22 protein-coding genes and 1 tRNA gene are annotated in these 24164 nt (G+C 52.8%); 3 read left to right on the top strand and 20 right to left on the bottom strand.

Annotation, left to right across the window (positions count from 1 at the left end; genetic code table 11):
* Positions 1-57: 57 nt before the first annotated feature.
* The 7 genes from L6H98_RS08810 to L6H98_RS08835 form a co-directional block, all read right to left on the bottom strand.
* A complete protein-coding gene (locus L6H98_RS08810; RefSeq protein WP_236414437.1) occupies positions 58-4077 on the bottom strand; it encodes a S8 family serine peptidase in 4020 nt (1339 codons plus the stop codon).
* Positions 4078-4442: 365 nt separating this feature from the next.
* On the bottom strand, positions 4443-5219 hold the full coding sequence (locus tag L6H98_RS08815; protein ID WP_236414438.1) for a class I SAM-dependent methyltransferase: 777 nt from the start codon (positions 5217-5219) through the stop codon (positions 4443-4445).
* 159 nt (positions 5220-5378) lie between these two features.
* Complete coding sequence (locus L6H98_RS08820) at positions 5379-5888, bottom strand: DUF402 domain-containing protein (protein WP_236414852.1); 510 nt, start codon at positions 5886-5888, stop codon at positions 5379-5381.
* A 720-nt stretch (positions 5889-6608) separates the two neighbouring features.
* Positions 6609-6682 (bottom strand) — tRNA-Arg (locus tag L6H98_RS08825).
* A gap of 196 nt (positions 6683-6878) precedes the next feature.
* Complete coding sequence (locus L6H98_RS31265) at positions 6879-7007, bottom strand: hypothetical protein (RefSeq protein WP_290371429.1); 129 nt, start codon at positions 7005-7007, stop codon at positions 6879-6881.
* A gap of 99 nt (positions 7008-7106) precedes the next feature.
* Positions 7107-7463 carry a hypothetical protein gene (locus L6H98_RS08830; protein WP_236414439.1) on the bottom strand — a complete coding sequence of 119 codons (357 nt, stop codon included), beginning with the start codon at positions 7461-7463 and terminating at the stop codon, positions 7107-7109.
* 23 nt (positions 7464-7486) lie between these two features.
* Positions 7487-7786: a hypothetical protein gene (locus tag L6H98_RS08835; RefSeq protein ID WP_236414440.1), complete on the bottom strand. Its 300-nt coding sequence runs from the start codon at positions 7784-7786 to the stop codon at positions 7487-7489.
* A 199-nt stretch (positions 7787-7985) separates the two neighbouring features.
* Here L6H98_RS08835 and asnB point away from each other — a divergent pair, with 199 nt between their 5' ends.
* Positions 7986-9830: an asparagine synthase (glutamine-hydrolyzing) gene (gene asnB, locus L6H98_RS08840; protein ID WP_236414441.1), complete on the top strand. Its 1845-nt coding sequence runs from the start codon at positions 7986-7988 to the stop codon at positions 9828-9830.
* A gap of 65 nt (positions 9831-9895) precedes the next feature.
* Here the strand turns inward: asnB and L6H98_RS08845 are convergent, their stop codons facing one another.
* From L6H98_RS08845 to L6H98_RS08880, 8 genes are all read right to left on the bottom strand, one after another.
* Complete coding sequence (locus L6H98_RS08845; protein WP_236414442.1) at positions 9896-10762, bottom strand: STM4011 family radical SAM protein; 867 nt, start codon at positions 10760-10762, stop codon at positions 9896-9898.
* On the bottom strand, positions 10759-12168 hold the full coding sequence (locus L6H98_RS08850; protein WP_236414443.1) for an STM4012 family radical SAM protein: 1410 nt from the start codon (positions 12166-12168) through the stop codon (positions 10759-10761). The genes L6H98_RS08845 and L6H98_RS08850 overlap by 4 nt, the downstream gene beginning before the upstream one ends.
* A 13-nt stretch (positions 12169-12181) precedes the next feature.
* Positions 12182-12967, bottom strand: coding sequence for an STM4013/SEN3800 family hydrolase (locus L6H98_RS08855; protein ID WP_236414445.1), 786 nt, complete (start codon positions 12965-12967; stop codon positions 12182-12184).
* Positions 12955-14178 (bottom strand): STM4014 family protein, encoded by a 1224-nt coding sequence (locus tag L6H98_RS08860; protein ID WP_236414447.1) that lies wholly within the window; start codon positions 14176-14178, stop codon positions 12955-12957. Before L6H98_RS08860 ends, L6H98_RS08855 begins: the two co-directional genes overlap by 13 nt.
* A 77-nt stretch (positions 14179-14255) precedes the next feature.
* Positions 14256-15098 carry an STM4015 family protein gene (locus L6H98_RS08865; protein WP_236414449.1) on the bottom strand — a complete coding sequence of 281 codons (843 nt, stop codon included), beginning with the start codon at positions 15096-15098 and terminating at the stop codon, positions 14256-14258.
* Between the two features lie 395 nt (positions 15099-15493).
* Positions 15494-16117: an XTP/dITP diphosphatase gene (locus L6H98_RS08870; protein WP_236414451.1), complete on the bottom strand. Its 624-nt coding sequence runs from the start codon at positions 16115-16117 to the stop codon at positions 15494-15496.
* A 1-nt stretch (position 16118) separates the two neighbouring features.
* On the bottom strand, positions 16119-16877 hold the full coding sequence (gene rph, locus L6H98_RS08875) for a ribonuclease PH (RefSeq protein ID WP_290371430.1): 759 nt from the start codon (positions 16875-16877) through the stop codon (positions 16119-16121).
* 113 nt (positions 16878-16990) lie between these two features.
* Positions 16991-18046: a GerMN domain-containing protein gene (locus tag L6H98_RS08880; protein WP_236414453.1), complete on the bottom strand. Its 1056-nt coding sequence runs from the start codon at positions 18044-18046 to the stop codon at positions 16991-16993.
* Between the two features lie 216 nt (positions 18047-18262).
* Here L6H98_RS08880 and L6H98_RS08885 point away from each other — a divergent pair, with 216 nt between their 5' ends.
* The gene (locus tag L6H98_RS08885; RefSeq protein ID WP_236414455.1) at positions 18263-18829 is read left to right on the top strand and encodes a phosphatidylglycerophosphatase A; all 567 of its coding nucleotides are present in this window, start codon (positions 18263-18265) and stop codon (positions 18827-18829) included.
* Between the two features lie 127 nt (positions 18830-18956).
* On the opposite strand, the gene L6H98_RS08890 is transcribed toward L6H98_RS08885, so the two are convergent.
* From L6H98_RS08890 to L6H98_RS08910, 5 genes are all read right to left on the bottom strand, one after another.
* Entirely contained in the window at positions 18957-19589 is a 633-nt protein-coding gene (locus L6H98_RS08890; RefSeq protein WP_236414456.1) for a ferric reductase-like transmembrane domain-containing protein, read from the bottom strand.
* Positions 19590-19620: 31 nt separating this feature from the next.
* The gene (locus tag L6H98_RS08895) at positions 19621-20679 is read right to left on the bottom strand and encodes an FAD:protein FMN transferase (RefSeq protein ID WP_236414457.1); all 1059 of its coding nucleotides are present in this window, start codon (positions 20677-20679) and stop codon (positions 19621-19623) included.
* On the bottom strand, positions 20676-21050 hold the full coding sequence (locus L6H98_RS08900) for a hypothetical protein (RefSeq protein ID WP_236414458.1): 375 nt from the start codon (positions 21048-21050) through the stop codon (positions 20676-20678). The genes L6H98_RS08895 and L6H98_RS08900 overlap by 4 nt, the downstream gene beginning before the upstream one ends.
* A gap of 212 nt (positions 21051-21262) precedes the next feature.
* The gene (locus tag L6H98_RS08905) at positions 21263-22258 is read right to left on the bottom strand and encodes an MBL fold metallo-hydrolase (protein ID WP_236414459.1); all 996 of its coding nucleotides are present in this window, start codon (positions 22256-22258) and stop codon (positions 21263-21265) included.
* Positions 22259-22275: 17 nt separating this feature from the next.
* On the bottom strand, positions 22276-23019 hold the full coding sequence (locus L6H98_RS08910) for a class I SAM-dependent methyltransferase (protein ID WP_236414460.1): 744 nt from the start codon (positions 23017-23019) through the stop codon (positions 22276-22278).
* 257 nt (positions 23020-23276) lie between these two features.
* On the opposite strand from L6H98_RS08910, the gene L6H98_RS08915 reads away from it, so the two are divergent.
* Positions 23277-24152, top strand: a complete 876-nt coding sequence (locus L6H98_RS08915; protein ID WP_236414461.1) for a DUF72 domain-containing protein — start codon at positions 23277-23279, stop codon at positions 24150-24152.
* Positions 24153-24164 lie beyond the last annotated feature (12 nt).

Genomic DNA, 24164 nt, shown 5'->3' on the forward strand with positions numbered 1-24164 from the left:
AACGGCCTTCATCCCTTGAAATCAAGGATGAAGGCCGTTTTGATGTTGTCCTATATTCTACTTCACTTTTACCGTAATTTTATCGGTGCTGGTCACTCCAGCTTCGTTGATTAATTCCGCCCTGTACGTATACGTACCTGAAGCACGACCCGACAGCTCGCTAACCGCACGTTGAGCAGAAGGCGTAGCTGCGCCCAGTGCTTGAGTATCGATCAACTGATCATTTTCGTAAAGACGATACTCCGTCGCATTGGTTCCCCACCACAAGTTCATGGTGATCTTGTAGTTTCCATCTCCATCCCAGTTATCGTGGGAAAGTACAGCCTTGCCTGGCGATGCATCGGTAACCCGGACAGTCAGCGTTTGACTGCGCGTTGTGCCCTTGTCGTTTGTCAGTTCTGCTACATACGTATAGGTGCCATTTGTTTTGCCGGTAATCTTCGTTTGGGCAAATTGTGCCATAGGCGCATTATAGGTCAGCTTCTGGGTATCGATTAACACGCCGTCTTCATAAAGCTTATAGCTTGTGGCATTCTCCCCCCACCACATGTTCATGCTAACGGTATACGAGCCTCCGAGCAGGCCATTGGCATGACCGTTGTTGTGGGACAATACAGGGGTTCCTGGCGCCCGGGTTGCCGGTGTTTCCGGCTCAGGCTCCGTGAACTTCAAGCTGAGCGCCGTTCTGGCGGTACCGACAAGCCCCTGTTGATCTTTTACGCTGAACTCGACGACATATTCGCCGGCTTCGATGCCCTCCAAAGGAAGGCTGAAGGTACCGTCGTTCTGCACGTCTAACTTGCCTTCCGCATAGACGGATCCATCCTCCTTTTTCACAACATACGCAGCGTCCAACGAGCCTGCAGGGTCAAACTCGATGTTCCAGCCGCTTTGGAGCGCTGGGGCAACCTGAAAGTACAAATCTTTCACGCTGCCGTCAACGACAACCGTTTCATCATGTTCGAATTCAAGCTTCTCTGGAGCCGTCACGACCGGGGCTGTCTTCTTTACCAAAAACGGAGGCGTGTCTTCGACATACGTTTTGCCGTCCGTTCCGATCGACGTAATATCCACGGTGTACAACCCGTCCGGGATATCCATTGCTGCTTCTGTCGCATAGTCCAAATAATTCCCGGTCCAAGCCAAATTGTATCTCGTATTTGCATTGAAGTTATAATAATTTCCGAAAATGTACCCGATGTATCCATCCTGGTAAGGGCCACCTTCCGGATCCAGGCCGTTGAAAATTTCGATCAACGCAAAATTCATCGGATTGTGGAATTCCATCGCCACGTTCAACGTATCCAACGTACCGTCCGCCTTGAGCGGATAATGGAAAGGATTCGTTTCATTGCCATATTTCGTTTCGATATACTTGACGCCGGATTGTGTCAGATTGAAGTGGGCTACGTACGGCACGCTGTACGTTTTCGTTCCATGGCTGAATTGAAGGTAACCTTGGGCTTCTCCTACAGTGGTCACGCCTTTTGGAACTGTAATCGTAACCTGTACTTCTTCCTCCCCGTTCAGCGTGAAGGACGCCTTGTCCACGGATACCGAAACACCGTTCACGGTGCGCGTCGGATTGACGGATACGGCATAATCCCCGCCTTCTCCCTTAAGCGCCTGTACCTTGATCGTTTTGCTGGCCGTTTTTTCGTCCGTGCTCAAGAAATTGCCAAAGTTGATGCTGCCCGTTATGTTTTCTTTTTCGATCTCTTCGCCGCTGACCGTATATTTCGTCACGTCCATGACTTTCACGAAAGCCTCGGGATCGAACGCTTCAACCGCCTGAACGCGGCCAGCCCCTTGATCGAATACGTCATAGCTGGCAGTATCCAGAATCTTGGTGTTGTTCATGAGCGCAGCTTTAATGTCAAAAGGAGTCCAATCGGGATGTTTCTCGATGAGCAAAGCAGTTAGTCCCGCCACATGCGGGGTAGCCATGCTTGTCCCCGTTTTGCGGCCATAGGCCTGCGTATAATCCGCTCCCGGCTCATCTTTGCCATAAGCAGGAATCGTGGACAAGATGCTTGTTCCCGGTGCCACCACGTCCGGCTTAATGTCTAGCGTAACTTTGGCAGGTCCGCGGGAACTCGAAGAATATACTTCGTCGCCTGGTGCCATGTCTTTGACAAAATCGCTGAAGCTGACCTCGACCTTAAGGCCGGCATCCAGTTGAGCCTTGATGGCTTCTCCATCTTCCTTGCTCATGCTCAGGGCGGGAATGAATTCGAAATCATCCCCCAGGCTTACCCCAATCGGGCCAGGAATATTGTTAAACACAATGACGGCTACTGCGCCCGCCGCTTTGGCATTGGCGATCTTCTCCACGAACGCCAGCTCGCCGCGTTGGATAAGCGCAATTTTACCGTTTATCTCTTTACCTTCGAAATCGGTCGGTTTGCCCAAACCGGTGTACACCAATTCGTATTTTCCATTCAAGACCGCCTCCGGGTCTTCCGCAAGATTCCATCCCATCAAATCCAGATGATAAACGGACTCTGTTACCGACGAAGAATCAGCAGCCGCTGCATCAAGCGCAGGAAGACCTGCTTCCACTGCAGGCGTTGAATTGGAGTCTTCTTCTGCAGGCGCAGAAGGTACACTTACAGGACGTTCTTCATTAGCAACACGTTCCTCAAGACCCGATTCTCCATCAGCATCGGCTCCCTGTTCAGGCTCGGTGTGCTCTGCGGCTTCTTCCGAAACAGCAGGCTCCTCTTTGGGGGCGCTCAACGAAGAATCATCGGATATTGCCCCATTCTCGGGCATGCCCTGAGCAGAGACATCCTCATCGTTTACCTCTGGCACAAGACCCAACTCGGGTGTTTGCTCTGCATCAGGTACGGGTTGTTCCTCAGGCAGTTGCCCTTTGCCCTCCGTGCCGATCCAAAAATGCGCATCTGCCGCAATCGTCTGGCTCGGTCCCGTGGAATTCCCTACCGTGATCGCCATGGCCGAGGCACCCGGCGAGCCCAACGTATAGCGATTAGGCCCATCATTGCCGCTTGCAACGACCGAGGTGACGCCAGCCAGCATCGCGTTGTTCAACGCCACAGAGGTCACATAACTAGGATCGTTCGACTTATTGCCCAATGAAAGGTTGATGATATCCATATTGTCTTCCACCGAACGGTCAATCCCGCCCAAAACCCAGGAGGTTTGGCCGCTGCCGTAAGGGCCCAGCACTCGGTAGGCATAGATTTCGGCCTCAGGCGCTACTCCTTTTACGCCAAAATCGCCTGCTTCGCGGGCAGCGATGGTACCGGCAACATGCGTTCCGTGAGAGGTGTAGTATGCACTGCCGTTTTCGTTAAATTCGGGTTGCCCCGAACCTTTCCACTCTTCATGCGTCGTTTCGTACGGATCATCGTCGTTGTCGACAAAATCCCATCCGCCTTTATAGGCGTCCTTGAGGTTGGGATGCTCGTAATCGATCCCCGTATCAATGACACCGACTTTGACGCCCTCGCCCGTGTATCCAAGCTCCCAAACTTCAGGGGCTCCAATGAAAGGCGCCGAATCCTTCATATAAGGATTGACTTCTTCGTTCTCTGGTGCCAGAGATATTTCCGTATCGGGATAAACGCTGACCACCCCTGGCATACGAATCAATTGCCCCAACTGGTTTCCTTTTACCTCAAGGGCTATTCCGTTAAGCGCATATTCATAGTTTTCCACGACCTCGTGGCTGATGTTGTTCTTTGTGAGGTTATGTACAAATGTCTGTTGTTGTTGTTCTACTCGCGCGACAGCATTTGTTTCCATAGAGGAGGTGAATGATCGGCCGGAAAGGGTCGCTTCCCCTTGCGCTACAGCCACGGGTTTATCGGAAAGCTCCACGATGACTTTGGTTGTCTGTCCACCAAGGCCTTCAAGGCTTTGATCCAGATAGGGTTCGGCACCCAGTCGTTCTTCCCGCTGCTCCAAAATTTCCTTCCACTGCTTAAATTCGGCTGCACCAGGCGCTTCGAGCGAAACGGCCGGATCGGCTGGAGCGGCTCCAGCCGCCGGCAAGATGGCAGTACTCATCAACAATGCGCTTAAAAATGCGGACAACAATCGTTTACTCATGGCCAAGCCCTCCTTCTCATGGTTTTTTCGCTAATTCGCTAAAACGGTTCGGGTCACCAAGCAACGACACAGCATCTCTCCCGATCAACGATCCCTCCTTCAACCAGAGTTTGACCCTTGGTAAATTATTCGAGCAGAACACCACGTAAACCTTCTAAATAATTACATTTTTTATATAAAAATTGGTGATATGGGTCCTTTTAAATAGAAATGTGACAAACTGCTTATTTTGTCGATGCTATCGCCCGTGCCAAAAGTCCATGCCATAAAAAAAGGACCAGGCTTCTCGTTGAAGAGAACGTTCCTGATCCTTCGGTTCACATACATGCTCGGTATACTTTACCAACCAAAACCGTAACTTCGATTTAAAAACACTCTGGTTTGATCGCTTCAATCCGAATGCGTTTATAATCGGCATAGACGGCATCGCCGTTCCATAACTGCGGCACCACAATCTCGCTGACTTCCTGACAGATTGCGTTAACCATATCATCATTCATGCCTTGAAAATAATCCCCGCCAAAGTTGGCGAGCCACCCTTCAATACCCGATTCTCCGTCGGCCAATTTGGTCGGACGGTCATAGTGGTAGGCCTGACGAACCATAAAGCCTTGTTTTTCCAACAGAGAGGTGTAATCCCCGATCGTCGGAAAATACCACGGATTGCGTTCGGCGGCGTTGATGCCCGTTTTGCGCTCAATCACTTCTTCCAGCGACTTCACGATCGTTTGCACATTTCCCTTTCCTCCAAACTCGGCCACAAAGCGACCTCCGGGTTTCAACACGTCCCATACCCGGCCGGCAACAAGCTCTGGGCCTCGCATCCAATGAAGGGCTGCATTCGAGAAAACGGCATCATAGCGTCCGCGCATTTCAAAGTGATGTGCATCGCCTTGGATAAATTCAAGCTCAGGGAACTTCTCCTTCGCGCGGTGAATCATGTCAGAAGATGCGTCCAAGCCAACAACTTCCGCTCCCGATTGCGAAATTTCGAATGTCAGATCCCCCGTCCCGCAGCCCAGATCGAGAATGCGTTCCCCCTTCTGCGGCTGTAAGCATGAGATTAGCGTCTTCCCATATTCCGATACAAAGGCCAGCTTGTCATCATAATCCGCTGCCTTCCATTGGTTGATGGATTGCATAAACACCACCTGCGCTTTCGATAAGATATCTATATTGTGGCACAAATTTATTTATAGATGAAATATATAAAACTAATTTTGTTGATAGGAATTACCTATACAAAAGGCGAATGGCCTCCCTTTGAACAGGAGCACCAAAAGCTGTCTTTCAAAGGCCATTTACTCATACAATGAATCATGAAAAGCGTATTTGCGGATGAAATCGAGGTTAAACGGAAACGTTTTGTGCATGGCTTTGTTTTTCAAGCGTTCAAGCGCATCGATGGCTTCAGACTTTAACTCCACTGGGTATCGGTACATCATGCTGTTAGACTCGAACTCGTCCTCATCCACGACGACCCATTCCTTATCCTTTTCCCGGATCAAATCCAGATCCAAATCCGTAAATTGAAGCCCCTTATCAGTCCAAACAGAAGGCATGGCCACATTGCAATACGTGAACGAAACCTCCCCATCGACAACAGCCATGGCAGCCGTAAACCATTCCTTCAGGGAAAAATATTCGATGGACGCATGTTCCATGGTAAACACCTTGTTTTTGGTATGGTGGATCAGCTGCCTGCCCGGTTTGCAAAAGACGATCACATGATCGGGTGTACTTTCAATCAGCTGCCCCTCCCATTCATAGTGCGGAATATCCGGATATTTCAAAGCTCTGATTTGGATCATTTTGTTCAAGATCTGTTTTCCCCCTTATCAACGGATGCCACCAAAGCTTATCTCAGGAAGCTCCTTTTGACAAACGCCCGCTGAAAGTGCTGCTCCCACGAACCTTTGGGGTTCTCATCCCCTAATGGAAGCCTTAACAATAAATCACACTAGGCCACTACGAGTGCAGTACCATCTTCCGATCGCTGTTATCCCCAGATTTTTTCCGATTCCTTTTCCCAAAGGAAAAATCCGGTGATAAACGCGCCCGCTTCGCTTCTTCAGATTGGTTCTGCCTCTCCGTTAACGTGTGAATATTTTTTCGGGTTTATATTAAGAGAGCTTATTTTACGTCCCAGGAGGGATACTCTCCTTTCAGTCGAGACTGCGATGTATTCCTCCCGAAGCTTATGCTCCGACGAACCATTGGGGTTCTCCATCCCCGGACGCAAAAAAAGCTCTTGCCAGAGCTTTTCTTTTTACGTCCCAGGAGGGATACTCTCCTTCTAGTCGAGACTGCGATGTATTCCTCCCGAAGCTTCGCTCCGACGAACCTTTGGGGTTCTCATCCCCGGACGCAAAAAAAGCTCTTCTCAGAGCTTTTCTTTTTACGTCCCAGGAGGGATACTCTCCTTCTAGTCGAGACTGCGATGTATTCCTCCCGAAGCTTATGCTCCGACGAACCATTGGGGTTCTCATCCCCGGACGCAAAAAAAGCTCTTCTCAGAGCTTTTCTTTTTACGTCCCAGGAGGGATTCGAACCCCCGACCGACGGCTTAGAAGGCCGTTGCTCTATCCAGCTGAGCTACTGGGACAAGTATGTATTATTTTTTTCGGAACGTTCTCTATTATACTCCAATTTCTATAATTTTCAATACTTTTTTTAAAAAATTAATAATCCTTCTCCATCATCTTCATGCTTCAGACCGATATGGAGAAATAGGCCAAGACCGTTAAAACATAAAGCAGTAAAACCCGTCGTTACAAAGAACGACGGGCCTTGCATTCCGGTTACTTGTTTCCCTGACGCCACGGATTTTTCTGGGCGGCATGCTTGCTGTTTTTCGCCAGCACTTCCTCGGCAAACTCGGTATGATGCGCGTATTGGTTCCCTTTGTTTTTCTTGTACTTGGAAGCCATTGCAATCACCTCCCCGGAACTGTCTATAGTATGCTCCGGGGGAACAAGCTTACTCTCGAAGCTGGCAGGTAGTTGATGGAGCCATCAACTCGCCCAATCTCAGCGTTGACCAAGCAAATACCGTTGCAAAGTCGGACCAAGCAAACCAAAGCCGAAAAGCTCCTGTTCGAAACGTGCTTTGTCCTCTCCTGAGGTAATGCCCTCACTGTTCTGAAACGCCGTTTCGGTCGCTTCCTCAAAAGCGGTGTGCAGGTTATTGTTGTACCAGTCGAGGGTGGAATCCGAATGATTGCGCACGATCCGAGTGATTTGCAGCGTATTTTGCGGCTGGCTTGCTGCCACATAGACCAGCAACGACGGATCTCCGGCATTGGCAGGCTGGACCTCAACTTCGGCGCAAGACAAACCATCCACTTCGGTTAATCTGCGAATTTTGGCATCCTGAATAGCATACATGTTATATCGCGCTCCTTCTCCATTCATGTCGTTTGCTCGATTTCACGTCTCGTTTCGGAAGTCCCCAAACGGTAGATCTCTCCGTATACGTTTTGCAGCGCTATTTCGTAGGCACGATTTACGGATTCCTCCGGTGTATCTGGCCAGGGCAATACCATTCCCGGAAAAGCCTCCTCTTCCTTCTCCTGCATTAAATCAAGCAGTCTCTGCAGCTGCAGGGCTTCATCCGGTGTGGCTTGGATGGTCCATTCGTACGATGCAGCATGTTGGTCCGGTAACACGGAACGGCCAGCCACCGAAACGTAGTAAATGGGCTTTCCCATATTTAGAAATTCTCCTTTGCGTGGCATGCTTCGAACCTGGTCCTCAGATATAGTTTCCGAAGCGGACAGACATTTTATGCCTACTTTCGGCATATATTTGTTACACTTCCGACGAAAAAACCGTATTTGCTGGCCGTGATTACAAGATAAGAAAACATCTATACAGATCAACACTCGACTAAGAAAGGATGAACAAACCATGTGCGGTATAACCGGCTTCATACAATGGAATCGGGATTTGACCCAGGAATCGGAGCTGCTTGTCCGAATGACGGACAGTTTGTCGAACCGGGGGCCCGACGCTTCAGGTACATGGATTTCCAACCCATGCGCTTTTGGTCATCGCCGGCTCAGTGTCATGGATCCGGAGAACGGAGCCCAACCGATGCATGCGTTTCAGGGAGATACCTCTTATACCATCGTGTATAACGGAGAATTATACAATGCGCCCGAGTTGAAGAAGGAACTTCTTCAGCGAGGATATCATTTCCGCACGCAATGCGACACCGAAGTGCTGTTGACCGCTTATATCGAGTGGGGACCAGCCTGCGTGGAACGCTTTAACGGCATTTATGCTTTTGCGATATGGGATGGGGCACGGGAGCAGGTATTCATGGCGCGTGATCGCCTCGGTGTCAAACCCCTGTTCTACAGCCACGTAAAGGACACGCTCGTTTTTGGTTCGGAGCCTAAAGCACTTCTTCTGCATCCGGACGTGGATGCAGCCGTAGGCCCTGAAGGATTGGCAGAAGTTTTCATCATCGGTCCGGCACGAACGCCCGGCCATGGCGTATACTCCTCCATGCATGAGCTCAAGCCTGCACATGCGCTCGTTTATAACAGGGATGGTGTTCAGATCTATCCGTATTGGAAGCTTGAAAGTGCGGAGCATGAGCACAATCTGGACGAAACAGCCGCCCAGATTCGTCTGCTTCTGCAAGATACGCTGGAGCGGCAGCTCGCTTCCGACGTTCCCGTATGCTCGCTGTTGTCCGGCGGACTGGACTCCAGCGCCTTGTCCGCACTCGCCGTGGACTACTATAACCGGACGGGACAGGGGCAGGTGAGTACCTATTCCGTAGATTACGTGGACAATGCCAAGCATTTTCAGGCCCATTCCTTTCAGCCGGGTGCGGACGGACCATGGATTCAACGCATGGTCGACGAATTGAAGACGGACCATCACTGGATCGAAATCGAGAATGGCGACCTGGTCAAGGCCCTGACACAAGCGATGCTGGTACGCGATCTTCCAGGCATGGCGGATGTAGATTCTTCCTTATACTTGTTTTGCAAGGAAATCAAAAAGGGTGCTACCGTCGCCATTTCGGGCGAAGCAGCCGATGAAGTGTTCGGCGGATACCCATGGTTTCATCGGGAAGAAATGCTGAATTCGGGAACGTTCCCCTGGTCCGTTGCGCCTGACATGCGAGCCGGCTTGTTATCCCCTGACGTCCGGGAATGGATTCGTCCACTGGACTATCTTGCAGACCGATATGCAGACGCTGTAGCCGAAGTACCCGTCCTTCCGGGCGAAAAGGGAAAAACGGCACAAATGAGGGTCATGTCCTACCTGAACATTACACGTTTCATGCCTACTCTGCTGGATCGCAAAGACAGGATGAGCATGGGTGCCGGTTTGGAAGTACGCGTGCCTTATTGCGATCATCGATTGATTCAGTATGTATTCAATATTCCTTGGGAAATGAAAATAACGGGAGGACGGGAAAAAGGCATTCTCCGTAAAGCACTGGAAGGTGTATTGCCGGATGATGTACTGTACCGCAAAAAAACCCCGTATCCCAAAACGCATAACCCACAATACTTGGCCGAGGTCAAAAAACAGGTGCTGGATATACTGGACGACTCGTCCTCTCCAATACTGCCCCTAATCGATAAAGAAAAAATTCGCGATCTGGCCTCCTCACCGGATGCTTCTTCCAATCTTCCGTGGTTTGGCCAGTTAATGTCGGGTCCGCAATTGTTCGCCTATTTATCGCAAATCAATTCGTGGTTGAGCACATATAAAGTAAGCATTCGTTAAGCTCAAAAAAGCACCCTTCTTCAGTAGCGTTTAACTGAAAAGGGTGCTTCCATATGGGCAAATCTTTATCGCTGCATGGCCGTGATCGCATTACGTTCAAGCAAACCTTCGCCGAAGAGCTCTGCAAACGGAGAATCGGCCATATGAATATAACCAATGTAACAACCACATTTGCTCATGCCGCATGGCCGGTCAGCCGCCAGCGATTCCAATCCGTCACGGTACAGATGACCGATGATGCGCCGATCCTTGTAGCAGCGTCTTACATGACCGGAACCTTGGACATAAAACACCGTCGAACCAGCGGCACAGGCTTTGCCCAAACTCGGATAGTCGCGCAAATTCCCCTCGAACAACGGATCGATCGATTGCAGAAAACGGATCTCTTCAACAGAATAATAATTGGGCTTATCCTTAAATGCATTTACCCACAAATATACGTCCTCCGGCAATGCCTGACGCATCGATTCAATCGCAGGAAAGGCGCTTCGCAGCCCCACAGTTCCCACACTGAAATCAAGTCCCAACTCTCGCAAAGTCAGACACTGCCTAACAAAGTTTTCCTCTTTGGTTTCCCGCGGATGATACGTAGCCCAGAAGGCTGCCGTTTCCCGATTCAATTCCCCGGCCCAGTCCAACTTGACAGACAGATTGGTCTGCACGGCCACTTTCTCCACATGCTCCATATGCGAAAGCTCCACCATTGCCTCACGGTACCAGCTTCTTATGAGCGCTTCGCCATACGGATTAAAGAAAAGGGACAACCGGTGACCCGCGGCGGACTGTTCTCTCACCCAATCCACAAACTGGCGCAGCTGTTGTTTATCGAGTTCCAGCGTTTCCTTCGAGTCCACCGTTTTGCTGAAAGGACAATACGGGCAATCGTAATTGCAAGACGACAACTTGCCGCGATAATACAGGGTAGCCTTCATGAGAACACGAATCCTTCCATCCGGGAACGGATCTGTGCCGAGATCAGCCAGTCTCCGATCGCATCCGAATAACCGAGCCCGTCCTCGTTCAGCCTTAAAATCGTTTGGCCGTTCTCCTGCTCCAAACTCGCCATGCCTTCCGTCATGAGCTCGGATAACCATGAATAATCGCTCATAACGTCTGTCCCAAACCTGTTCTTGTAATCGATCAAGGCGAGTCCTTCCCGGTGCAGGAGAGCCTTCAGCATAAAGCGCCGTTGCTGTTCATCCCGGGTCAGCACGATCCCGTAATCCGCCTCATCATATCGTTCGGCGGCCACATAATCGGCGATGATGCTTTGAGTTTCTTTATAGCTTACGCCATACTTGGAAGCATAATGCACCTCGCGCGTATAAGAGCGGGCACCGCAACCAAGCCCGACCATGCCTTCCTCCTGACAGCTGTAAGGCAGAAGCCGCTTGTCTGAAACAGATGGCTCTTTGGCGAACCGACGCATGGAATGCTGCACGTACCCCCGGCTTTTCAATACTTCCCGAGCAGCCTTGTATAACTCCATCCGAATGTCAGGCCCCTGCCGCTCAATGTCATCGGGCTTTACGATCGTATTCTCGCGCGTATACAGCGGATAAATGAAAATCTCTCCAGGTTCATAGGAGAGTGCACGCTCCAGGGAGTATAACCATGATTCAACGGTTTGCCCCGGCAGGCCGTAGATCAGATCCAGATTGAGCAGCGGAAACGAATAACGGGCAAGCTTCTCCAACGCGCGCTCAACCTCCATCGGTTTTTGCGGGCGATAGATCGCTGCCGCTTCTGCCTCGATAAAACTCTGGATGCCCATGCTGACACGATCCACCCTGCGCTCCTTCAGTATGGATAACTTTCCGTCGATCACGGTATCCGGGGATGTCTCGACCGAAATGGAAGCCTGATGCGCATCAAGTCCCATTATGTTTTCCGCGATATCGAACAGTCGGTTCAACTGCCCTTCATTCAAGAGCGTGGGGGTGCCTCCGCCAATCGCAAAACGCGAATACGGCCTGCGCGACGTAAGCGGCGCCCACTGCCTGGCCTGGCGTTCCAGAGCATCCACATAGCGCTCATGGGTATCGTCACGCCGGTCAGGCAGCGTGAACAAATTGCAAAATCCGCAGCGCGCAGCGCAAAACGGGATATGCATGTACAAAAAATACGTCTCCGTCTCTTCCCGCTCCCAGAGCGGCCCAAGCGGAATCGGCGGGTCCAGTTCGCGATATGCCGTCTTGTGAGGATACGAGTACAAATACGAGCGGTAGGGTATAGAAAGGGCTTCCCTAAGTCCGATATGAGGTCCGGATCCGAGTCCGAAACCGGAGTCGGGCTGTACGGAATTGCCCGGCGTCACCTTTTGAATCAAGTCGTCCATCCTGTGCTCCCCTTTACAAAAAAAATTCCCGGTAAGGCACGTTCCAGACTGCTTCATGCGCTAACCGGTGCCCCCGATAACCATCCTCGCCATAACAGGTGCCGTGATCGGAAAAAGCCAGACAGAACGTCGGCCGCGAACGCTTCCTCATCGCATCAAACAACGGTCCGAGCGCCTTGTCCACGTACCTTAGCGCAGCCCGCTGCGTTTCGACGGAATCCTCCCGGGCCCCCTCCACGAAATACCGATTCGGGCCATGTATGGCAGATACGTTCAGAAACAGAAACAACTTTTCGTCCGGCGCTGCCTGTTCAAGTAATTTCAAGGCATGCCGGACCTGATGTTCCGTGGAACGCGGGTTCGTCACGCCAAAGTTCATGCGCCAGTAACTTTGCTGGAAATAGCCGGGCAGCACTTTGGCCAGCGGGTTCTTTTTGGTAAAGAAAATGACGCCGCCGATGCAGATCGTCCGGTACCCTTCCGCCGCAAGGCCGGATACGATGTCGGGGGTGTCAAAAAGCCAAGTATGGGGGTGCGTCTTTAGCCCGGTATTCCGGGAATGGAACAGGCGCACATGAGATGCTTTGTCCGTATTGGCGGGCGTCGGCATGAACCCGCCGAAAAAAGCATGGTGGGCCGCATAAGTAAAGCTGCCAGGCGTATGACGTTTCTCCCACCCGCCAGTGCCGCACAGGTTGGGACAATTCTCTTCCTCCAGCTTGGCTGCGTCGTAACGAAGCGTATCCAGCGTAATCATCAACAAATCATGGGAGCCCACGATGGTGTTCATATCAGGCATTGGTGCAAAGGCTCCTTTCGCAATAGTTCCATTTCCCATTCGTAAGTTCCGAGTCCGTTCCATTCTACCCTGTACAGCAAATCGCCAAAAGGGTTCACGTCAAGCACGTAAGCGCGCGGTTCCGATCCGCTCAGCATGACGTCGATGCCTGCAGACCAGGAATTCGGAAAGGCGGACATCGTCGCCATCGCGGCCGTCCGCACGCGTTCCATCCGCGCTTCGGACAAGCCCGCCGCCTTCGGCAGCATGCGCTCGTTTCGCAGGTGCAGATTTGTGATCGGGGTACGGCTCAGCCGTACGATCGCGTGTCCGGCAAGACCACCGGCCACCAGCTGCCGTACGTCATAGCTGCGACCCTCCAGGGTGGCCTTGGGCATCCAGCGCTCGATCCGCGCCCCCTCCGCACACAGCCAGTCCAACAGCGTTTCGATGTCTTCCCCGGACGTATACCGGCGGAGTCGTCCCTCATTATAGAAAAACGTTTCGCCTGCGCTGCGCTCCATGCCTACAGTCGTCACCGCGATTTCCGCGCCCGTACGCGGGTTCAGCTGATAAGCGACCACGCCCGAAGCACCCGACCCGCTGGCCAATTTCACAAAGACGCGATGCATGCCCGAGTCCAGCATCGCCGCCCGCAAGCCGGCGTAACTCCTTACATGTTCCGATTGCGGCAGCACTGGAGGTACGGATATGCCATGATCGCCCAAATGCCGCTGGCATTTTCTTTTGTCAAACATGATGGCGATATCCTTCGGATCATTCAGGAAACGAGCACTCGGCCACAACTCCCGCACCTCTTCATCAAGCCGCTGCAAACATGCCTTCCAGCCACGAAACCACTGACTTGGAGCGTAAATGCGTCCCCACACGTACTCCATACTCAGCGCATCTTCGGCAGCAATAAACATCGACCCGGCAGGATCACGATTGGAGTCCTTCTCTTGACCAGGTCCCTCTGCCGCACCAAGCGCGATCAACTCACGTTCCACCGTCCAGTCCTCGCCCGGCGCATCAAGCCGGACCAACACGGGGCCGTCCCCCCTCGGCTCCCGCCATTCCTGTCCGGCAGCATCGGCGAGCGAACCGCCTGAACGCCAGGTCTGAAGCAAGCGGGCGTAGGGCAGCACGATCGCAGGTTTTAAACCGCATCGGCGCCTGGCCTGCTGCATGTCCTCCGTGCGGCGGTTATCCGGGTTGCCGATGACCATCATGGGCACGTCTCCCCACGTCTTACACCGATGATCCGGCAAGCTTCTGCCGAAACCCGCATTGGCATGATCAAGCATCATTATTCCGTTAAGGCCGGATAACGCCAATCATCCTCATCGCCGTCCTGTTGATCGCTGACGTTTACAGGTAACCCCGAGCGCTTCCAGCGAATCAGCATTTCATCCGTCATGTAGTGGTAATGAAGATCAAGATGCTTCAGCCCCTTGATTTTATCGCTGGCCAGCAGCGCTTCCGCGCCTTCATCGGATAACGTGCCTTCGGAAAGGTCCAGCACCTCAAGCTGATCCATGATCGGTGCCTGCACCACCGCTTTGGCGATTTCGTCCTGGATTTCGCTATCCTTCAATCCGAGGTATACCAGTTTCGGAAAACGCTCCTTATCCATCAAAGGCAGCACATCCTCCAGCGAACCGTCAAATCCGTAATCCTCCACGCCAAGATACACTTCCAGCTTGCGCAGTTCAGGCAATTCCGCTTTGGCGATGGAAGCCAGCACCCCTTTCGGGAGACCTCCGCAGACAATGACGAGTTCCTCCAGTTTGGCATGCCGCAGCGGTTCCAGGCTAAGCTCATTGCTCCCCTGTACCGTGAACGATGTAAGCTCCGGAAATGCTCCGAGCAAAGGCGTCAAATCCGTCTGGACGATCCACGACACCTCGCATTCCTCACTGTCCATTTCTCCTATGTACAATTTCCTCAGTGCCGGAAAATTCGGAGCCAGTCCGACCAGCGTGTCGATGAATTCCTCCGGCGAATTTTCGTAAGCCTGCCCCCAGTCGCCGATGATGAGGCTTTCCAACGTTTTGCTTTCCGGCTTGCCCGCGAGTTCCTTCAACAAACCCTCCATGCGAATGCCTTCCTCATAATCGTCGTAAGAGACCGTAAGCTTAACTTCCTGCATGCGCTATTCCCCTCCATTTGAGTTCATAAAATGGTCCGTCACCCTGAAATGGTACCCCATATCGCCCAAGGCTTGCAACTTCTTCCAACCGCTGCCCTAGACGAATGCAGAAACATGAAACTGCTAATTCAACCCCTGAAAAAACAGGAACATATGTTTCTATTCTAAAATATGGATTACCCTCTTGCCAATAGGTATTTGGGTGGAATTACAATTACGGAAGGCTAATGCCAAAACGAAAAAAAGCGTTAATAACAGGTGGTCCTCCCCGTAAAAACGTAGAAAATGACCATCCTGCAATAAACGCTTTAGTTCCTTCAAGCCGTATTCACACGGGAGCAGCAGCAACTCATCTCTTATAATCCGTCCGTTTTATCGCTTTCGGTCCCCGAATGCTAGGCCTTGATTCTGTCTACGAGCGCTCGAAGCGCATGACCCCGATGGCTGATGGCCTGCTTTTGCTCCAACGAAAGTTCAGCCATCGTTTTTTCGTATTCGGGCACGTAAAACAGCGGATCGTAGCCGAAGCCGCCTTCGCCGGCGGCATCGCTCGTAATCCAGCCTTCCACGGTTCCTTCTGTCTCGTATTTGTCTCCGGTAGCGGGATCGTACAACACCAATGCGCAGACAAACCGTGCCGTGCTGAGCAGCGGCTGCTGCGTGTCCTCGCCGGATTTGAGCGATTCCAGCGCGGCCAGAAGCTTCGTATTGTTACGTTCGTCGGTGGCGCCTTCTCCAGCGTAACGGGCCGAATACACCCCCGGCTCGCCGTCCAGCAGATCGACGCAGAGACCGGAATCGTCCGCGAGCACAGGCATGCCAAGCGCATCCCCTACCGCTTTCGCTTTCTTCCAGGCGTTCTCGGCAAAAGTAGTGCCATCCTCAACGACGTCCGGCAGTTCCGGATAATCGAACATGCTTTTGACCTCTTTGCCAAGGGGCGCGAAGGCATGGGCAAACTCCCTGACCTTTCCCTGATTGCGAGTAGCAACGATGATCGTTGGGCTGTCCAGTCTCATCTCAAGCCTCTCCCAAACCTTTGGCGCCGATCTTGAGCGCAATCGGTCCGAGCACTTCTTTCTGGCGTTCGATCATCTCCAGAATGCCGCGCTCGCCAAGCTCCAGCATCGTGTTCAACTCGCGACGGTCGAATGGGGCTTCTTCGCCCGTGCCTTGGAGCTCAACGTATTTTCCGCTGCCGGTCATGACCAGGTTCATGTCCACTTTGGCCTTGGAATCTTCGTCGTAATTCAAATCGAGCACAGGCTGCTCGCCTACAACGCCAACGCTGACCGCTGCGATGAAATCCGTAATCGGGAACACCTGCAATTTGTGCTGCTGGGCAATTTTGTTTACGGCCAGCGCCAGCGCGACGAAGGAACCGGTAATGGACGTGGTGCGTGTCCCGCCATCCGCTTGGATGACGTCGCAATCGAGCGTAATCGTCCGTTCGCCAAGGGCCTGCAAGTTGACGACCGAGCGCAGGGCACGGCCGATCAAACGCTGGATTTCCATCGTGCGCCCGGTCAGCTTGCCCCGGCTCGCTTCCCGCTGGTTGCGCGTATGGGTTGCGCGCGGCAGCATCGAATATTCCGCCGTAACCCAACCCTTGCCTTGTCCTTTCATGAAAGGAGGAACCCTTTCTTCTACCGTTGCGGTACATATGACTTTCGTATCTCCGACTTCAATCAATACAGAGCCCTCGGCGTATTTGTTCGTATTAATTGTCAAATTCATCGGCCGCAGCTGTTCGCTGTTTCGTCCGTTAGATCTCATCATTTCTGCCTCCTACGACTTAAGCATCCTGTAATGTCGAGCATGTATTGCACATTAAGCATCCCTTATATTTTACCAAAGAGTTCTTCCAAAAGCACCCTAAACGGAGTCCTATATTAAATCGGAATTTCGTTGATGTGCTCGGGTTTGGAAACCGGAGCGCTGTAATCCTGATTATCATCGGCCATGACCGCTTTCTCCCCGTTCCATTCAATCTGCACTTTGGCGTCCTTGCCGGATGCGTTTTCCGTCGTCGTCAGCACGACCGATTGCAGCAGTTCGCTCGGCACCGGATCCCCTCCGGTGAACATGTCGTCCTTGAGCGCCACCGTCACGGTGCCGTCTTCCTCCGTTTTGACCGATTGCAATTGCGTGCCGCCCGTCATGACCTCTTGAAGCTCGGTATTCTTCGCTGGTCCTTTAATCAGCTCATTCAGCGCGGCTTGTACCTTGTCCCCGCCCGGAGAGACAAATCTCGTGACGGGAACATAATATTGTATTCCTGACGGAGAGGCTGCGGAAAAGTAGACGGTTACCGGACTGCTGTTTGTTGCAAAACTGTCGCCAAGATCAAGGTTGATGCCCACGGTGCGGTTCAGCCGTTCGGACAACGGCGTGCCGTTGACCGGCATCTGGGACAGCTTTTTGCCGTCCACCCAAATCTGTACGTTTTCCACGTCCGGCAAACCCGTCAATGTCCAGGTAATGGCCTCCAGGATCTGCCGCTCGTTTTTGGCTTCGTATTTGGCAAAGTTGCCCGAAAACTCCACCACGGCCAGCTTGTCATCCGGATGAACCGTTACGTTCTGCACCACGGTCCCCTGCGGGAGCACGCCCTGAAATCCTTCAGGCAGCATGCCGGCATAAGCCCCGCCCAATACCATCGCATCCAGCGCCGTTTTGGGATTGCTTGCATCCACGCTTGCCGGCAGATTGAAGGATACCGGAGCAAGCAGCCCCTGTTGATCCTGCAGGTAGACGGTCGTGAGCGGAAGAGTCGCCATCTTGCCGTTGCTCTCGGCAGCCTGGATCATGGCCGCCTCCTGGATCGGCGGCGGCGGATCGATGGCCTCGGATGACTGTGCCCCCAACATGCCGCAACCGGACAGAACAACGGGAATTCCCAGCAGCGCTGCTGCCGATGCGGCACGCAAATGACGGATCTTTCTCATGATCACGTTCCCCCTCATCATTTTTACAGTTTGTACTACCATGTATACGAGCCTCTGTTCAAAAAATAACTACTTTTTCAAACAAGCCCTGCTCTGAACAAACTCTACATGGTAATGACGGTACTTGGGCGAAACAGACAAGGAAACCAAATCCGCCGGATGACGTATTAGGAGACTAGGGTAAGGACATTGCTAATCTCAGAGGAGGCATCGCCCATGACACATCCCGAACACGAAAAAATCCCCTACAGCCTGAACAGCCGCAAAGTGGCTGAGGCTACGAGGGAATGGCTTCATAAGCGCGGCGTCACGATCCCCGAGATCGCCGAACTTGTCATGCTTTTGCAAAAGAGATATTATCCGGGTCTAACCATGGAGGAATGCATCGAAAACGTGGAAATGGTGCTTCGCAAACGCGAGGTCCAGAACGCGGTGCTGACCGGCATTCAGTTGGACTTGCTCGCAGAGGAAGGCAAACTGATCAGTCCGCTGCAGGAAATGATCGAGAACGACGAAAGTTTGTACGGCGTGGACGAGATTCTTGCGTTTTCCATCGTGAACGTATACGGCAGCATCGGCTTCACTAACTATGGTTATGTGGACAAGCTGAAACCCGGCATACTTGATCGTCTTAACGATAAAAGCCTCGGACCTGTCAACACCTTCCTGGATGACATCGTTGGTGCCGTTGCGGCAGCGGCCAGCAGCCGAATCGCCCATCGCAAACAGTCTGAACGCGAAGAAGCGATGGGGCAGCAACCCGTCAGGGATGACGGCATCTGATCCATCTCCCTTCAACCTTGTCATTTCCACACGATGGGGTAAACTGAAAAAAGCGGCCTTGGGCCGCTTTTTTCGCTTCCGTATTTTTGCGTTTCCGCCGGGTTAAACTCCCCCCCCGCATGCTCCTTCAGCCGTTCCGTCCCGTCAACTCTCGCAAAGGCATGCCGTCGGCCGATGGCCTTGGCGGTGTATGGTTTGATCCGATGGTGATCTGAGGGCCTTTGCGTTCCCGCATCATTGCGCGCAGCACCGTCATGCCGATGATGCAGAGCCCGGTAAACACATACATCAAGCGAACGATCACGTGATCCGAATCCGTGCCGGTCATTAATCCATGGAACAACAAGCCGATGAACACGGGGTACGATAACAAATGGATCATGAACCACCACTTGCGGCCCAGCTTGTTCCGCAGATCACTGGATAAAAGTACGACGATCAGGCCGTAAAAAGCCAGCGTGCCCAGTCCGCTGCCAACCGGATGCCCCGAAGCCGTGAACGGGATCAGCAATTCTCCCCAGCTGAACGGGCTGTAATAATCGATATACAGCGTTAATGCATGAACCAGGCCGATTCCGAAGGCCAGCCAGGTTGTTTTGGTATGCCATTTGTACATTAGCGCTTTCGGCTTTCCTTTGGCTGCCGGCATTCCCTGGGCAATTCCCAGAAACACGCTTGCAAAGAGCATCAGATAAGCGGCGATGCCCGTTATTCGAATAATGCCCCACGTCGGCAGGTAATTCACGATCCATTGTGCCATATCGGCTCCCCCATATCTAATCATCTTTTCTTTACAGCAAATGAAAACGGTGATCGGGATCGATGCCGGGCCAGCGTTCCTCCAGCAGCTCCGTATCTCCCCTGAATATTATGTTTCCTTCCTTGGTAATCCACAGGACATCATGGGGATCATGATGCCGGTTCAGCCAGCGCAAAGCGTCCTCGCTTCCCAAAATGCAGACGGTCTTGGCGATGATTTCGCACTGCGAAGCGTGTTTGCCAAGAACGGTGCATTGGAGCACATCCGTCTCTGCCGATGCCATCGTGCGCGGGTCAATGAGGTGATGGCCGATGCTTCCATCCGCCAGCCTCCAGCGCCTGCGCCAAATACCGGAGGTCGCCACAGCGCCGCACCGCAATTGGATGCTTCCGGTCAAATTCCGCTTCTCGAGAAAAGGATCGGTCACATAAATCGTCCACGCCGGATGATCTGACGTCCCCCATGTCTGCATATCGCCGCCTGCATTGATCATGCCTGCCGGTATGCGCAGCGTCCGCCGCAGCCACTCGGCAATGCGTTCTACGGTCCAGCCCTTGACGATGCCGCCCAGGTCCAGCTGAGTTCCATGGTCAATGTGCACCATGCGGCTGCCCTCGCGCTGTATCCAGCGGGGACGGCTGTAATCGTACGGCTCTGTCGTCGAATGCACGGACCGCTCATGGGTTCGCATTATCTCAGTAATCCGACTCTGATCCGTCATCGACGGCTGCGGTGCAAATCCATTCATTTCTTGCCCAAAGCTTGCCTCATACCCTTGTTCGCGCAAGGCTGGCAGAATGCCGGGTTGAAACATGCCTTCCGTCTGGCCCATGTATCCGTAAGCCAGGCTCAGCACTTCATCCATGGCAGCGGATACCGGCATCCAGCCTGTTGAGCGATTCAGGCGGCTCAATTCGCTATCCGGCAAAAACCGGCTAAAGCGCCGTTCCTGCGTCTCGAACCAGTTTCTGATCAGCGCTTCGGCCTGCATCGCTTCTTCCAATCCGGTTGCCAGCTGCACCTCCACATCCGTATTCATCGCACGGAAACGGAAACGGACAGGACGTACGCCGTGCTCCGTACGGCTCATGAGGCACCTGTGCGTGACTGGTAGCTGCCACTGTCATAACCGGAGCCCGTACCCGTACCCTGACTGCCTTGCGAGGAAGAGCGATCCGCATCGGAACCGTCCGTATACGAACGTTCGGGAACCGCATTGCGCCCGTCTTGCATCCCGCTTCGTTGCCCCGCTCTAAAATCGTCGTGCCATTCGTCCATCACATCGTCCCGATTCTGGCCAGCGCTGGAAGAAACATCCGTGGCATCCGAGCCATTCGCTGCCGCATAGGCGGCATCAAAGGCATCGGACGATCTTACATATTGAAAGAGCCCAGCGACAGCCAATGTGGCAATCGCCGATATTTTCCATTTTATCCATGGATCTTGCCTGGTTTTGGTCATCGTGTTCCCCTGCCTTATTCATCAAAGTTTATGGTCCCATGTTATGCCCATTGGCTTAAAACAACATGAATGAACCGTTAAGGCAGGCTAAAGCTTGCGCAAAAGACGGCTATGAACCTAAAAAAGCCCGCAAGCGGGCATAATTCCGCTTGCGGGCCTTCGAACCCGGACAACCGCTTCAACCTTTGCTGAAACGTTTAGTGCAGGCTGCTTCAGGCGGTTCCATTGGCGACAAAAACGAATTCCCCTTCGGAACGCTGCTCCTGCTTGACGATGCCCCGACTTGCAAGCTCCTGCAGGTGGGCCAGCGTTTCCCCCATGGCAAATCGAAGCTGCTGCGTGCCAAGACGATCGCTAAACATCCAGATGCAAAGGTCATATGCGTGCGCATCCCCTTCACGAATCCGTTCTGCCATCTTTTTCAGCCGTTCTTCATGATGCGTCAGCAAATAGGAGACTCGTTCGGCAAAAGCGGCAAACGGATTTCGATGGCCAGGATAGGCAACAGCCACATCCAGGGTCCCGAGACGGTGCAGGCCGGCGATATACGTGGCGAGTGGTTCGGGATCACTCCCTGGCTGCAGGCTGACGTTCGGCGAAATTTGCGGAAGCACCGCATCCCCGCATAACAGCTCTTTGGTTTCCGGCGCGTAAAAAGACAAATGCCCGGGGGCATGTCCCCCCGTCTCAACAGCCGTCCAGCGTTTATTCCCCATGTCCAGCCATTCCCCATCGGCAACATACGTTACTTCAGGCAGCGGGGCAACCTGGGTGTGAAAACTTTTCATATGCAATCCAAGCTGCTCCACTTTGTCCGCAGGCATGCCATGACTTCCGAAATAGGCAGGGAGCACCTCATCTATCGCTGCGTCCTCCCCCCACATCGTTTGCGCCTCCTGATAAGATCGCTTGGACATGCGTACAGGCGCACCCGACTTTGCCTGCATCCATCCGGATAGACCCAAGTGATCAGGATGATGATGCGTCAGCACAACCTGACGAATGTCCGCAAAGGAAATGCCCAGCCCTTCCAATGCTTCAGCCCACTCTTGCTCCGTTTCGGACGTGCGCGGTCCCGGATCGATAATGGTCGCTCCTCCATCCGCCTCGAGCAGAACATAGCTGTTCACCCAGCGTAACGGATAAGACATGCTGATCTGTATTCGATGCATGCCTTCCGGCAAAGGTATCGTTTCTGATCGTTTCATTGGTTTCTCCTCCCGGCTTACTCCTCTGGCCGATGGCCCACAAAAATCATGCGCGGCGACGACGTGGCATCATAGATTTCTTCATCGTAACCGCCATGGACCTGGTCCACCTCAAGCCCCGCTTGGGCGAGGAGATCTAGCATTTCATCGCGTGTATACAGTTTGACTCGTTCTTCATAGTTTCGGGGATCTCCCCCTGTTTCAACATCGGTAATCCGAATGTGTTTATGTACGTACCCGTCCCGAATATTGCGCTCTTCTTGAATCCGTTGTCCTTCATCCTCGCGTTCGGATCGGGCAACAAGATGCCGCTTTACATAGGCCGGGTTCAGAAAATCGATGATATAACGGCCCCCCGGCTTCAGCACCCGCCGGATTTGGCGCAATACCTTGAGCTGTTCCGCATCTTCACGGAAATAGCCGAATGAAGTAAACAGATTAACCACTGCATCATAATCGTTTTCCTGCGGCAGATTGCGCATGTCCGCCTGAGCCCACCGTACACGCTGCCCGGGATCCATCCTGCGCGCTTCACGAAGCAGCACTTCCGACAGGTCGATTCCCGTGACACGGAATCCGGCCTCAGCAAGCGCAAGCGAATGCCGCCCCATCCCGCAGCAAAGATCAAGCACTTTGGATCCCGGTTTGAGCCGCAGCCAGTTAATCATGTCATGCACTTCATGCTTCGCACCTTGCACATCCCGGTGTTTATAGACAAGCAGGTAATCCTCTCCAAAGCTCTCTTCATACCATTCCGTCATTGCAGTTCGCCCTCCAACATGGTCAATAGCTTGTGTCTGTTTGAGTGTGCTTACATTGCATGTGCTGTATGTGGTACAGGCCAGGAGCGTTTCTCCAATGCTCTAGTCATTGTATCTCCTTCACCACCCAAACTCAAAGCATTCCGTATCTTCGTGTTGAACACCTATATAGGCAACAATATAATGGTAAACATGATCGCATGCCTTCAAACGGGTAAAAGATAACATACATATCATGCCGCAGGAGGTGGAAACTCATGATTCGAATCGGACTAACGGGCTGGGGAGATCAAGATGACCTCTATCCGCTTCGTACCAAAGCCAAGGACAAGCTTTCCCTGTACGGGCATTACTTTTCCACCGTCGAAGTGGATAGCACCTTTTATGCCGTTCAGCCCAGGGACCGCATGGCGCGCTGGGCGTCCGAAACGCCGGACGGATTTTCTTTTATCGTCAAGGCCTATCAGGGCATGACCGGCCATTTGCGCGGCAAGCCCTATTTCAACAGCACCGGGGAAATGTACAAAGCATTTCGCGATTCGCTCGAACCCGTGATGGAAGCGGGAAAAATGCAGGCAGCGCTGTTCCAATATCCGCCATGGTTCGACTGCAACAAAGACAGCGTCCGGGAACTGCGCGAGGTCAAGCTGCGCATGGAAGGCATTCCGTGCGCCATCGAATTCCGGCATCGCAGCTGGTACGAGGGAGACATGCGTGAGCGGACGCTCGCTTTCCTGCAAGAGCAAGGCTGGATCCATAGCGTGTGCGACGAGCCGCAAGCCGGGCAAGGCTCCATCCCCATCGTTGCAAGGGCAACTGATCCGGAGATGACGCTGGTGCGCATGCACGGGCGCAACGTTTCCGGCTGGCATCAGAACGGCGCACCGAATTGGCGCGAAACGCGGTATTTGTACCGCTACAGCAAGGAAGAGCTCAGCGAGTGGAAAGTTTATCTGGAGGAGCTTCAGCAGCAGAGCAAGGACGTGTTCGTCATTTTCAACAACAACTCCGGCGGCGATGCCGCAGCCAATGCCCAAATGATGATGGAGCTGCTGGATCAGCCTGTTAAGCCGTTCCCCGACCGGACAGAGCCGGAGGAAGAAGAAGGCCCTGAGCAGCTGGAGCTGTTTTGAGTCAAATCATTC

The organism is Paenibacillus sp. JJ-223 (assembly GCF_927798175.1).
Taxonomy (GTDB): domain Bacteria; phylum Bacillota; class Bacilli; order Paenibacillales; family Paenibacillaceae; genus Paenibacillus; species Paenibacillus hubeiensis.